10 protein-coding genes and 2 pseudogenes are annotated in these 12,719 nt (G+C 69.5%); 3 read left to right on the top strand and 9 right to left on the bottom strand.

The window, feature by feature from the left end; genetic code table 11:
* Positions 1–345 precede the first annotated feature (345 nt).
* Complete coding sequence (locus F0L17_RS00410) at positions 346–519, top strand: hypothetical protein (protein WP_155069233.1); 174 nt, start codon at positions 346–348, stop codon at positions 517–519.
* Positions 520–636: 117 nt separating this feature from the next.
* On the opposite strand, the gene F0L17_RS00405 is transcribed toward F0L17_RS00410, so the two are convergent.
* Positions 637–2,442: a flavin-containing monooxygenase gene (locus tag F0L17_RS00405; RefSeq protein WP_155069232.1), complete on the bottom strand. Its 1,806-nt coding sequence runs from the start codon at positions 2,440–2,442 to the stop codon at positions 637–639.
* 172 nt (positions 2,443–2,614) lie between these two features.
* Between F0L17_RS00405 and F0L17_RS00400 the strand changes: the two genes are divergently transcribed.
* A complete protein-coding gene (locus F0L17_RS00400) occupies positions 2,615–3,637 on the top strand; it encodes an SMP-30/gluconolactonase/LRE family protein (RefSeq protein ID WP_155069231.1) in 1,023 nt (340 codons plus the stop codon).
* Positions 3,638–3,653: 16 nt separating this feature from the next.
* Here F0L17_RS00400 and F0L17_RS00395 read toward each other — a convergent pair whose 3' ends face one another.
* The 8 genes and pseudogenes from F0L17_RS00395 to F0L17_RS00365 all read right to left on the bottom strand — a co-directional run bounded on the left by F0L17_RS00395 (position 3,654) and on the right by F0L17_RS00365 (position 11,008).
* On the bottom strand, positions 3,654–4,226 hold the full coding sequence (locus F0L17_RS00395) for a TetR/AcrR family transcriptional regulator (RefSeq protein WP_155069230.1): 573 nt from the start codon (positions 4,224–4,226) through the stop codon (positions 3,654–3,656).
* Positions 4,227–4,463: 237 nt separating this feature from the next.
* A pseudogene (locus tag F0L17_RS00390) lies at positions 4,464–5,060 on the bottom strand (IS256 family transposase); the annotation flags it as partial.
* A 10-nt stretch (positions 5,061–5,070) separates the two neighbouring features.
* A protein-coding gene (locus F0L17_RS00385; protein WP_420802361.1) for an IS5 family transposase occupies positions 5,071–5,999 on the bottom strand; the annotation gives its coding sequence in 2 pieces (ribosomal slippage) (positions 5,071–5,619 and positions 5,622–5,999; 927 coding nt in all).
* Positions 6,000–6,055: 56 nt separating this feature from the next.
* Entirely contained in the window at positions 6,056–6,529 is a 474-nt protein-coding gene (locus tag F0L17_RS00380) for a YxiG-like protein (RefSeq protein ID WP_155069229.1), read from the bottom strand.
* 270 nt (positions 6,530–6,799) lie between these two features.
* Entirely contained in the window at positions 6,800–9,058 is a 2,259-nt protein-coding gene (locus F0L17_RS00375; protein ID WP_155069228.1) for a GDSL-type esterase/lipase family protein, read from the bottom strand.
* 143 nt (positions 9,059–9,201) lie between these two features.
* Positions 9,202–9,492, bottom strand: a pseudogene (locus F0L17_RS28480) (hypothetical protein); the annotation flags it as partial.
* 94 nt (positions 9,493–9,586) lie between these two features.
* Entirely contained in the window at positions 9,587–10,327 is a 741-nt protein-coding gene (locus F0L17_RS00370) for an SDR family oxidoreductase (RefSeq protein WP_155069227.1), read from the bottom strand.
* 390 nt (positions 10,328–10,717) lie between these two features.
* Positions 10,718–11,008: an Atu4866 domain-containing protein gene (locus tag F0L17_RS00365; RefSeq protein ID WP_155069226.1), complete on the bottom strand. Its 291-nt coding sequence runs from the start codon at positions 11,006–11,008 to the stop codon at positions 10,718–10,720.
* 719 nt (positions 11,009–11,727) lie between these two features.
* On the opposite strand from F0L17_RS00365, the gene F0L17_RS00360 reads away from it, so the two are divergent.
* A complete protein-coding gene (locus F0L17_RS00360; protein WP_155069225.1) occupies positions 11,728–12,483 on the top strand; it encodes an Atu4866 domain-containing protein in 756 nt (251 codons plus the stop codon).
* Positions 12,484–12,719 lie beyond the last annotated feature (236 nt).

Raw genomic sequence — 12,719 nt, 5'->3', positions numbered from 1 at the left:
CGCGCGGTCGGAAGGCGCCGCGCCTTACAACCGGGCTGGTCCGGACGACAGGCCTTGGCAATGCGTCGTCACATGGGGTGATCTCGCCTGGTGGTGGGGAGCTTTTCCGGTATGAGGCCGGGGGATCGGCTCCGGGGCGAGTGCTGTCTGCGGGGTGTGATGCCGGACGGCCGTCGGGCAGGGAAACCTGCCGCACGGTTCAGGAACGGGCCGGCGGACGCGGCCGATGGGGCGGTGTGCTGCCGCTGCGGACTCTTCTGGCCGAACGGCCGAAGAAGCCGACGGGCGGACCGGCCACCGGATGACCAACCTGCCCGCCACCGCCCCGGTCGCCGACCCGGTGCGATGGCGAAGGCGCGCCGGCGGATCGATCACGGCTACCGCGAACTCCCGCACGGCCTGGGCCTGGACCACTTCCAGGGCCGCACCCTGGCGCAGCGGTACCACCACGGCACCGCTGCTCGAGCCTTCCCCGCCCTCATGCGGTTCGACCCGAAAGCCCGGATGCCGGGGCCGTGACCCTCCACCAGGTCCTCGACGTCCTGCAGGACCTGCCGAAATGCCGAATCGGCACCTGCACCATCTGCGGCCGCCCGTCCGCCACCGGCAGAGCCGGACCCGGAACCCAACGAAGCGCTACTGGACCGGACGCACCGGCCGGAGGATCTCCTCCAGGGACTCCTCGCGCCACCGCGCGAGGAGCCGGTGGAAGGCGAACGCGCCGTGGGGGTAGGCGATGGGGCTATTCGGTCGGCCGCGTCCTTCGCCGTTGTAGTAGCCGGGGGTGCACTCGGCGTGGAACCACGCGTGGTCGGGAGCGTCCTCGGCCAGGACGGCGAGCCAGGCGTCCTCGGCCTCGCGGGACGGTTCGATCAGGGCGCCCTTCGCCTCGGCGGCCGCGACGAGCTCCGCGGCGTGGACGGCGTGTTCGTCCAGGACGTGGGTGAAGTTGACGCTGGAGGCGCTCTGCACCCCGCCCAGCTGGATGAGGTTGGGGAAGCCGTTGCTGGTGAAGCCGTGCAGGGTGCGCGGCCCTTGCGCGGCCCACGTGTCCTGCAGCCGGGTGCCGCCCCGGCCGTGTACGGGCAGTCGGCCCGAGTGGATGCCGGACACCCCGATGGAGAACCCGGTGGCGAAGATCAGGCAGTCGAGCCGGTACTCGGTGTCGCCGACCACGACGCCGTGCTCGGTCATGCGCTCGATGCCGTGGGTGTCGGCGGTGTCGACGAGGGTGACGTTGTCCCGGTTGAACGCCTGGAGGTACAGGTCGGAGAAGGTGGGACGCTTGCACGCGTAGCGGTACCAGGGCTTGAGTTTTTCCGCGGTGTCCGGGTCGGTGACGAGCGCGTCGACGCGGGCGCGGATCTCGTTCATCTTGACGGCGTCCGCGACCTCGTAGGCCGCCTCGAAGGCCGCGCGGTCGCCCTGCCGCCGGAAACTCGGCAGGAGCTTCTCCAGCAGCCCGGCCGACGAGGTCCACCGGTCCGCCACGAGGTCTTCCTCGACGCTCTCGCCGGAGACGATGCGCAGGAAGTTGTCGCGGCGCTCGCGGGCCCAGCCGTGATGGTCGGCGCCGACGTCGCGGGCGGTGGTACGGCGGTTGGCGCGCACGTCCACGGACGAGGGGGTGCGCTGGAAGACGTAGAGGTGTCCGGCGTCCTCGGCGAGCTTCGGGACGACTTGGACGCCGGTGGCGCCGGTTCCCACGACGCCGACGCGCTTGTCCGCGAGGCCGGTCAGGCCACCGTCTGGGGTGCCGCCGGTGTAGCCGTAGTCCCAGCGTGACGTGTGGAAGGTGTGGCCCTTGAACGTCTCGATGCCGGGGATGCCGGGCAGTTTCGGTTCGGTCAGGGTGCCGGTGGCGGTGATGACGTACGTGGCCCGGAACTCGTCGCCCCGGTCGGTCGTCACGATCCACGCCCCGCTTGTGTCGTCCCAGGTCAGGGAGGTCACGGCGGTGGAGAACAGGGCGTCCGCGTAGAGGTCGAACTTCTCGGCGATCCGCACCGCGTGGCGGCGGATTTCCTCACCGGGCGCGTACTTCCACTCCGGTACATAGCCGGTCTCGTCGAGCATCGGCAGGTACACGTGCGCGTCGATGTCGCAGTGGATGCCCGGATAGCGGTTCCAGTACCAGGTGCCCCCGAAGTCGCCTCCCTTCTCGATGACCCGGATGTGTTCGATGCCCCGCCGGCGCAGGCGAGCCCCTGCGAGGATGCCGCCGAATCCGCCGCCGACGACCGCGACGTCCACCCGGTCCCGCGCCGGTTCGCGCTCGGTGGTCTCTCCCGCGTACGGGTCGGCGGCGTAGTAGCCGAACTCGGCGTCGGTGCCGAGGTACTGCCGTACGCCGTCGGGGCGCACACGTCGCTCCCGTTCGATCCGGTAACGCTCCCGCAGTTCGGCGAGCGCGTCGTCGGAGAGCACCTGTGAACGTTCCATGTGGAGGGACCTCGTTCCTTCCGATTTGCTGCCGGGGCACGCCTCGTCCATGAACTTGGCGCGGAGTCAGAGGACTTGAGCAGCCATGCACTACCGTAACAACAACCGGACACTGTTGTCCGGTTGGCTTGTGATTGCTTCCGCATACTTTCGGACAGGAAGAGTGATTCGCATGCGACGACTCCCGATCCGGCCTCTCGCCGGGCTCACCACGATCGGTGTGCTGGCCCTCGCGGGCTGCGGTACGCAGACGAGCGGGTCCACGTCGGACCCGGGTGGCCCCCGGGCGGACCGGACCATCCGCGCGCAGCAGGTCATGCGGCTGACGCAGGCGCACCAGGAGACCGGGATGACCTTGCTGGAGGGTCCGGTCTTCGACGAGGACGGCAGGCTGCTCGTCGTCGACGTCACCGCGCCGGCCGGCGCGCCGAAGGTGCTGCGCGTCGACGTCCGGAAGAAGACCTCGGAACCGGTGCACACCGACGATCGCGGCGCCTACACCTCGGCCCAGTTCAGCCCGTACGACGGACGGATCTACCTGACCGACTTCGCGCACGGCGACATCGTGAGCCTGGCCCCCGACGGCAGCGATCCGCGGACGTTCTTCTCCGGCGAGGTCGACGGCGCGCGGATGAACCCCGACGACCTCGCCTTCGACCAGGAGGGGAACCTGTACGTCAGCGACTCACGCGGCATGTCCGAAGGGGAGGCGAGAGGGCGCGTGGTGCGGATCGACCGCGACGGGAAGGACGCCACCGTGCTGGTCGACGGCCTCGCCGCTCCGAACGGGATCTCCTTCGACGCGGACTACCGTGGGCTGTGGTTCAGCGAGCTGACGCAGAACCGCGTCTCCTACCTCCTCCTGGACGCAGAGGGCTCGGTGGCCTCACGGCACACCGCCCTGCGGATCGACGGCGGTGTCGCGCAGACCGACTCGATCGCCGTGGATGCGGACGGCAACCTGTACCAGGGGCTGCACGGCCGGCCCGCGATGGCGATCTACAGCAAGAACGGCGAACGACTGGCGACCGTCGAGGTTCCGGCCCGCGCCGCCGAAGGGCTGGAGTCGGCGACCAACGTGGCCATCACTCCTGGCGGGACCCGGGCCTACATGACCGTCAGCGGACCGGACGGGGGCTACCTGTACGCCTTCGACGCGCCGGCCGAGGGGGTGCGGCAGTCCAACGGCGGCTGACGCCCGCCGTCCACTCTCATATCTCGGAGGGCCGTATCGGTCCCACCTCGACACCGAGCAATCGCCAGGCCGCCCGCGCCCGGCGTTCCCGGTGCTCGCGGGTGGGCCCGGTGACGGCACCGGAGACCATGCCGACGGCAATCATCAGGTCGTCGGGCTCCGAAGCGAGCGGATGGTCCTGAGGCAGTAGCGTGCGCAGGGCCCGCTCGACTCGCCGGGACAGCGCCACAGCGTACTCGGGGACAGCGGAGCCTCCGTCCGTCCCATCGGCGTGCAGGACGCTGATGAAGGCCGCCGACTCCGTCAGGTGCCAGGTGACAACACCGAGGAGTCCGGCCAGATCCGTGTCCTGCGCCGCCTTCTCGATCTGCCGGACGTTCTCCTCCAGAACCGCGGCCGCCAGAGCGGCCCGGTCGGGGAAATGCCGGTACAGCACGCCCTGACCGACCCCGGCCCGACGTGCGATGGCGGACAGCGGGGCCTTCAGCCCGTGCTCCGCGTAGATCTCCCGGGCGGCGGCGATGAGGGCTGCCCGGTTGCGGGCAGCAGCCTTGGGGCCGCCACTGGCGGGGCGTCGTGCGTCGGGCATGGGTTGTTGCGTCACCCCGTGAGGGTAACGGGCCCGGCTTTCGCCTGAGGACGAGGAGCAGCGCACGGCGTGAGAGCGCCCGGGCGCCGGCGGACGCTGCCGGAGGAGGTAGGTCGGACCGCCAATGTGCAGGCCGCGGACCCGCCACCGTGCAAGTGGCCGGCGGCGCTCATCAGGCGCTGCGGCCTCGCCATGACCGGGTCTGTCAAACGTTCGGTGTGACTGGGGTGGTTGAGGTTACTGACGGGCCGCCGACAGGCGGCCGTCGAAGGTGATGTCGAAGGCGTTCAGCGCGGTCTTCCAGCGCATGGTCCAGCGGGCCTGGCCCTTGCCCGTGGGGTCCAGCGACATGATCGCCATGTAGACGCACTTGAGTGCGGCGGTCTCGTTGGGAAAGTGTCCGTGGGCCCTGACCGCCCGCCGGTTCCGCGTGTTGACCGACTCGATCGCATGGGTGGTGCAGACGATGCGGCGGATCTCGGCATCGAACCGCAGGAACGGAGTGAACTCTTCCCAGGCGTTCTCCCACAGCCGCACGATCGCCGGATACTTCCGGCCCCATGCCTCGGCGAACTCCGCGAACCGCTCCAGGGCGGCCTCCTCGGTGGGAGCCGTGTGGACCGGCTTCAAAACCTTGGCGATCTTGTCCCAGTCCTGGCGGGCGGCGTAGCGGAAGGAGTTCCGCGGCAGATGGACCACGCAGGTCTGCACGATCGTCTTCGGCCAGACCGCATCCACTGCCTCGGGCAGGCCCTTGAGTCCGTCACAGAGCAGCGTCAGCACGTCGCCCACGCCGCGGTTCTTGAGCTCGGTGAGGATATGCAGCCAGGACTTGTCCGGTCGATCATGTCCGGAGCCAGATGGTGAGAGCTGCTGCGGCCGCGGTTCCGAGGAAGACGTAGCCGCGCTTGTCGTAGCGAGTCGCCACGGCCCGGTGCTGCTTCAGTCGGTTGATGGTCCGTTCCACGGTGTTGCGCTTCTTGTACCGCTCTTCGTCGAAGCCGGGTGGCCGTCCGCCGCGTGAGCCTTTGCGCAGGCGGGCGGCCTGGCTGTCGGTCTTCTCCGGGATGGTGTGCCGGACGCCCCGACGCCGCAGGTACTCACGACAGGGCCGATTGCTATAGGTCTTGTCGGCGACGCTGTCGGGCCTTTTGCGGGGCCTGCCTGGCCCGGCTTTCGGGACTCGGATCTTCTCCGGCACCGGTTTGAACTGGGTGCGGTCAGCCCGCTGACCGGGCGTGACGATCAGGGACAGCGGACGGCATCGGCCGTCCGCGCTCAGGTGGAGCTTGGTGGTGAACCCGCCGCGCGAGCGACCCAGGCCCTCACCTCGTGCACCACCTCCACCAGGCGGGCGCCGAGGCTCTGCCACGGCGTTTCGCCCTGGTGTTCGTTTGGTTCGGCCCCTTTGGGGGCGAGGGCTGGTGGTGGTTCAGTATGGGCGCCGGCCGCGTGCTGGTGGGCGCGAACGATGGTGGAATCGACCGCGACATTCCAGTCGATCTCGTCTGCGGCGTCGGCCGCGGCCTGGATCTGCTGGAGCAGACGCTCCCAGGTTCCGTCAGCCGACCACAGCCGGTGGCGTTCACAGACGGTCTTCCAGGGCCCGAACCGTTCAGGCAGATCACGCCACTGCACGCCGGTCCGCACCCGGTGCAGAATCCCGTCGATCACCTGCCGATGGTCCCGCCGTCTGCCACAACGCCTGTTACTGGCAGGCAGGAACGGCCGCAGCCGTTCCCACTCCGCATCACTCAGATCACCCCGCCCCATGACAGGAACAACGACGCAAACACACACCAGTCACAAGATCACACGATCCCTGATCCCTACTCAGTGACGAACGGCGCATATCCAACCGGGACCTCGCTCACCTGCAGGTCGGAGAAGAGCAAGGTCAGGTTGTGCGCGTTGGTCTCAATGCGCACCTCGTGGAAGTCGATCCCGAGAGCCTTCGACCAGCGTCGGGTCGCCTCCGACTCGGGGAGGAGCTTGGCGCCCGGATAAAGGCAGTGCCACTTCACGCCCCAGACGTATCCGTCAAGGTCGGCAACGGTTTCGTGGTCGATGAGCCGGTCGTCCAAAGAGACCCGCCAGGTCTCCGCCGGCACTGACGTCTCGCACCGCGCCTCAACGCAGTACCTGAACAGATACCGCAGGTGGGACGGCGTGACGCCGGTACGGGAATCAGCCGTCGCGTGGACGATGACCTCGTAGTCGCGCATGTAGGTGGTGTATCCGTGGTGCACGACAGCGTGATCGAAGGTCTCGTCCAGCATCTGTTCAAGTACGGCAGCATCCATGCCGCCCTTCTACCTCACTCGGCGAGACCTTCGACAACGAGATCCGTGGCGTCAGGCGCCGTCGCCCAGAGATCGCCCGGACAAGTCCTAACTGCGGGACCCGGCCGTTGGCGGCCCTCGGGCTCACGTGGTCGTTCTCGGCCGGTCGCGAGGACGACGGAGCCCCGGAGCAAGTTCACCCGGGGAAGGTCCCGGCCGTTCAGCTCCAGGGCCGTCCTCGGGCCGTGGCCCGAGGACGGCCCTGGAGTCGTGGTCATCCCGGCCGGGGCGTCAGGCCGGGTCGCCGCCCCGGTTGAGCCAGGCGTCCACCGCCCCGGTCATGGGGTCGACCTGCAGGTAGTCGTCGCGGCCGTCGCCGTCGAGGTCGGCGAACTCGGGCCCGCTCCCGCCGATGCCCGAGGCGATCTGTCCTCGTTCCTCCCAGCCGGGGATGCCGTTGCGGTCGCCGCCCCGGTTGAGCCAGGCGTCCACCGCTCCCGTCTCGTGGTTCACCACCAGGTAGTCGTCGCGGGGGTCGCAGTCGATGTCGGCGAAACGGATGACGTCGCGCTCGGGGTCGTGGATACCGCCTTGGGCGATCTGTCCTCGTTCCTCCCAGCCGGGGATGCCGTTGCGGTCGCCGCCCCGGTTGAGCCAGGCGTCCACCGCTCCCGTCTCGTGGTTCACCACCAGGTAGTCGTCGCGGCCGTCACCGTCGACGTCGGCGAAACGGACGATATCGTGCCCGGAGCGGTGGATACCGCCTTGGGCGATCTGTCCTCGTTCCTCCCAGCCGGGGATGCCGTTGCGGTCGCCGCCCCGGTTGAGCCAGGCGTCCACCGCTCCCGTTTTGTAGTCCATCACCAGGTAGTCGTCGCGGCCGTCACCGTCGACGTCGGCGAAACGGATCTCATCGCGCTCGGGGTCGTGGATACCGCCTTGGGCGATCTGTCCTCGCTCTTCCCAGCCGGGGATGCCGTTGCGGTCGCCGCCCCGGTTGAGCCAGGCGTCCACCGCTCCCGTCTCGTGGTTCACCACCAGGTAGTCGTCGCGGCCGTCACCGTCGATGTCGGCGAAACGGATCTCATCGCGCGCGGGGGCGTGGATACCGCCCTGGGCGATCTTTTTCCGTTCCTCCCAGCGGTTCGATGTGTCACTGCAGCCGCCGTTCCCACCGCCGGCAGGCTCCTTGACCCAGCCGTCGTGGACCGCTGCCGCGATACCGCGGTGGAACGCGTCGGCCATCTTCGCGTATCCCGTGTCGTTGGGGTGCAGGTAGTCGGCCAGGTCGGCGGTGGTCACGGCCCTCATATCGACCAGGCCCACGCGCTGTCCCGCGCCCTGGCGCTCCGCGACCAGGGCCCGGATCTCCTTGTTGAAACCGGTGATCCGGGCCTGAGTCGTCTCGTTCCTGGAGGGCACCAGGGTGGCGACCAGCACGGTCGTGTCGGGAGCGTCGTCGAGGATCTGGCCGATCAGACCGTCGAGTCGGTCCGGCGCGGCAGCTGGGTCTCCACGGTCCATGTCGTTGGTGCCGGCGTGCAGTGTCACGACGTTCGGCCGCATCAACGGCACCGAGGAGTTCGCGGCCCCGGCGATCTGGCTGATCATCGCGCCGGAGTGCCCCTCGTTGTCACGGTCGGGCAGCTGCCCGGACTGCTGCGAGCCGACGAAGTCCAGGCTTTTGGCCCTGCCGTGGAGCTTCTCCCACAGCGGGGCGCGGTATCCGGACGTCGTCGGACTGCCGATGCCGTAGGTGATGGAGTCGCCCAGCGGCATCACCCGCAGGTTCCGCTCCGCGAGCTGGTGGGACGAGGTCGTGGGCGGGAAGCTGAACCGGACGGCCAGGTGGTCGGAGAGGTGGACGGCCAGCACGTGGCCGGTCAGCTGCACCCCCGAGTCGCGCACCATGAAGTCCAGGTACCGCGTGGGGTTGGTCGCCGGGTGGGTGGGGGCGGCCGGCGGGCACACCACGTACCCCAGGCCGCCGTCCTGCGGCTCGCGGTTGTAGTCGCCCAGCGCGAACCACTGGTAGGTGCGGCCGTCGTTCTGGCCGTGCCGGGCCACAGCGCTGTCGATGGTGCCGAGCAGGGTGGGGACGTCTCCACCTCCGTTGCCGGAGCTGCCGTGGATGCTGAAGTAGTAGCCGGTGCCTATCCGGATACCCAGCGCGGGCCGGTAGGGGCCCTCGACGACATCTACCTGCTCGGCCCGTGTGGCCGAGACCAGCGCCAGGTTGACCCGGTTGCCGTTGGGATCGGTCTGGAGCCAGTAGACGTAGGAACCGGGGCGTGTGCTCGTCCCTCCCCAGGTGTACTCCTCCACCGTCCACTGCCGGCCGTTCGGGGAGGTGATGGTGTGGTCCCGCACATGGTTGGCGCTGTCCGGAACGGTTCCGGCCTCCTGCAGGGCCACCAGGCGGTACGCGGTCATCATCTGCGCCACGCCGGTGTTCCACTTGTTCTCGCTGCTGTGGTTGGAACCCTGCAGGTTCCAGGTGGCGACGTAGTGCGAGTCGGCCGGGGCGGCATGGGCCGTTCTCGTCGTCACCGCGAGGCTGCCGGTCACGACGGCGGCGACTGATAAGACGGCAATGAATACGGCAAAGATGCGTCTTTGCAAAGGGTTTCCTTCTGTTCCGCGGTGTCGTACGGCCGTGATCAAACGGATGGTTGTCCGCGGCCCGGTCTCGATCAGTCGCCGTAGCACCGGCTTCCTGGGCTGATGGTGGGCGTTTGTTCGGGGCTTCGGCGGGCGAGGGCCCTGCGGGGCTTGTTGTTGGGTGGGGGAGCAACGGCTCCGAGCTCACCGGCCTCCCACCGCGGCAGGTCGGTGCCCTTGGGGAAGTTCTGGCGCAGCAGTTTGCCGGTGTTCTTGTTGGCGCCCCGTTGTCAGAGGCTGTGCGGGTCGGCGAAGTGGACTTGCGGCCCGGTGTCGGCGCGGAGTCGGGCATGCTGGGCCAGTTCCTTGCCGCGGTCCCGGGTCGGCAGCGGGTTGGACCCGGTGGCCGCGCCCCCCGGGTGTGGGCGGCGCCGCTCCGCCCCGCCATGAGCGGTGGGGACGAGGCGGGTGAACGGCTCAGGCGTGGCTTGCGGTGGGGCGGACGATGATCTCGCTGACGTCGACTTCGGCGGGCTGGTCGATGGCGAACGCGATGGCCGCACCGATGGACGAGGCCGGGATGGCGACGCTGCGGTAGGTGCGCATCTCCTCGCGGCCCACCGGGTCCGAGATGGACTCCGCCAGTTCGGACTCGGTGACGCCCGGGCAGATGGTGGTGACGCGGATGTCGCCGCCGACCTCCTGCCGCAGGCCCTCCGAGATGGCCCATACGGCGTACTTGGTGGCGCAGTAGACGGCCGCGGTCGGGGAGACCTGGTGGGCGCCGATGGAGGCGACGTTGACGAACTGGCCGTGGTGCTGAGCCTGCATGACCGGCAGTGCGGCCGCGATGCCGTGCAGGACGCCGCGGACGTTCACATCGATCATGCGGTTCCACTCGTCGAGCCGGAGTGCCTCCAGCTTGGACAGCGGCATCACACCGGCATTGTTGACCAGGACATCGACGCGGCCGTGCCTGCTGCGGGCGGCGTCGACGAAGACCCGCATCTGTTCGGCGTCGGTCACGTCCAGAGGGTGGTACTCGGCGCTGCCGCCGGCCGTCTGGATGTTCTCGGTGAGTCCTTTGAGCCGTTCGGTGCGGCGGGCGCCGAGGACGACATGGTGGCCTCGCTCGGCGAGCAGCTTGGCGGTCGCCTCGCCGATGCCGCTACTGGCGCCGGTGATGAGGACGACCTTATGTCCGGTGGAGGGGGTCATGGGCGAAGAACTCCTTCGGAGTGGAGCGACCGACGCGGTGAGCCGTTCCTCGAACCGCGTCCGCCGTACGGGCGGAGCGGCGATGCGTTGGCGCTCGGTGGGCTGTGGGGGACTGTCGAGTCCGGTCGGTGGGATCCCGGTACTCAGGGCCAGGGCGTGCCTGTCGGTACCGTCCGGCTCGAACACGGCGTTCCAGGTGATCAGAGCACCGGTGGAATCCGGGACCTCCTGTACGGCGACGGGGGTTCCGCGGTCACGGACAGGGAGGGCCGCTCACCGGCCCGCTCGTTCGGCAGGTCGCTCGACCGCTGTGCCGCCCCGTCGGGCGGTGGGCGGGTTGCGGGCGTTCGCGAGCCTTGGGGGCTCAGGTCACCCGCGGCTGGGACTCGCTCATGGCCGGGCTCCCTGCCGGGCGCGCGGGTCGCCCTCGCGGTAGAGCACGAGGTGCTCGTGGAAGAGAATGCCGTCGCGGATGTCACCGGTGGCGGTGAAGCCGGTGTCGTCGATGTAGTCGAGGTGGCTGCCGGTGACGGTGTAGCGGCCGGTGTAGGCGCTCCGTCGGTCGCCCCGGGCCTCGTCGTAGCGGCCGTTCGGCAGTAGTTCCTGGCGGATGAAACCATCCGCGGTCACCCACATCCCGACGTACGGATGTGCATCACGGGGCGTGTCGTTGCTGGTCATGGCTCTACTCTCGGCCCCGCGGCGGAAAGCAACCAGGTCGCCGTTCTCCTGGGTGCGGCGCACCCATCATCGCGAGCGGCAGGGCGGTACGGCAGCGGTGCGGCGGACGCACACGGCCGGCGGTCGGCAGCGACGAGGTGGGGCATCCGCCTGGGCCGGAGCCCTCGCGGTGCGTCGCTCCGCGGATCGGGTGCGGAGCTCTCGTCGTCGGTACCCGGCAACGGTGCCGACCCGTGCGGGCCCGGCCGCGGGAGCCCCCGGCGGGATTCCGCGGCATGAGCGCCTGTGGGTGCCGGATGACCGCACCCGCTCCTCAAGACCCCATGCGTGCCGGTGGCGTCACGAGGGAAGCGGGCGGGCGGCGCGAATGGTGCGGGACGGCTGAGCCGGGGTGGCCGGCGCGTCCGGTGGCAGCGGGATGGCAATCGTCGAAGGTCTCGTGCACGGCCCCGGCCGCTTCCCGCGGCACGGCTGCCGTGATCACCGCCCGGTGTGCTGAACAGGCCGTCCGTGACCGCTCCTTACTCACCACGGCAGCGAGCGGCACCCATCGTGGGTGCGGTGAACCTGGGGGCAGGGCGGCCTGGTTCCGATGACCGAACCCGTCGAAGCTGACGGAGCGGAAGCCGCCCGGCGTCATCCACCGCCCGCTCGGCTCCCGGCAGCGCACTTCGCGCATCGCACACACCGATCACTCCGAACCCACCGAGGAACGAGCGATGAGCACTACCGACACGGACATCGCGGGCTGGAACTCCAAGGCCCTCGACGAGATCCTCTCGAACGACTCGGGACGTCCCGTCCTGTTCACCAACGCCCGCATCCTGACGATGGACCCGCTGATCGGGACCATGACCGGTGCCGACATCCTGTTCGTCGGCTCCCTGATCGTCGCGGTCGGCCCGTCCCTGTTCACCGCGGCGGAGGACGACAACGCCATTGTCGTCGACGCCACGGGCACGACCATCGTCCCCGCCGTCGTGGACACCGTCGCGCTGGCCGGCGGCCGCGGTGAACGCTCGGAGTACGTCGCGACGCTGACCCCGGGTAACACCAGCGACTTGGTGGTGGTGCCCGACGAACTCGCCGCCGACGTACCGGGGGCCCTGGCCACGCTCATCTCCCGGCCCGATCAGGTCCGCGCGCTGGTCGCGGCCGGCCGGCCCGTGCTGTGGGCCGGCGCCGACGCCCCCGGCCGGGCCACCGCCCCCGAGACGGGCATCCCCGCCGCACCGGACCTGACCGGCAGCCCGCGGGTCGGCGTCTGGATCGACCAGAACGACTTCCTGCACCAGGAACTCACCGCCGACGGTCGCTACGACGAGACGCGGGGCGGCCGTCCGCACGCCTATCAGGGCCGGTTCTGGATCGACGGCGACCGGATCGACTACCTGGACGACCTCGGTTTCTGGGCCGTGGGGTACTTCCGCGGTGACGAGCTGCATCACGTCGGCTACATCATGCACCTGGGCTGATCCCTCGCGTGGTGCCGTGATTGATCACTGTTCCTCCGGGAAGGCCGCTGTCGGCCGACCCGGGGAGCCTCGGCGCCACCGTCGGCTCCTCCTGCCTGCTGGACGCTGTTTTGGTGAACCGGGGCCTGCGTGACGACGGCCTGCACAACCCCGACGGGGTTGTGCAGGCCGTCGTCGTGTCTGTGGAGTGGGCAGAGATCCCGGAGAAGACCGCGCGGGTGACGCGTGTGGTGTTT

The organism is Streptomyces taklimakanensis (assembly GCF_009709575.1).
GTDB classification, from domain to species: domain Bacteria; phylum Actinomycetota; class Actinomycetes; order Streptomycetales; family Streptomycetaceae; genus Streptomyces; species Streptomyces taklimakanensis.
The sequence above is the reverse complement of the archived record's forward strand: the minus strand, read 5'-3'. Positions and strand labels throughout refer to the sequence as shown.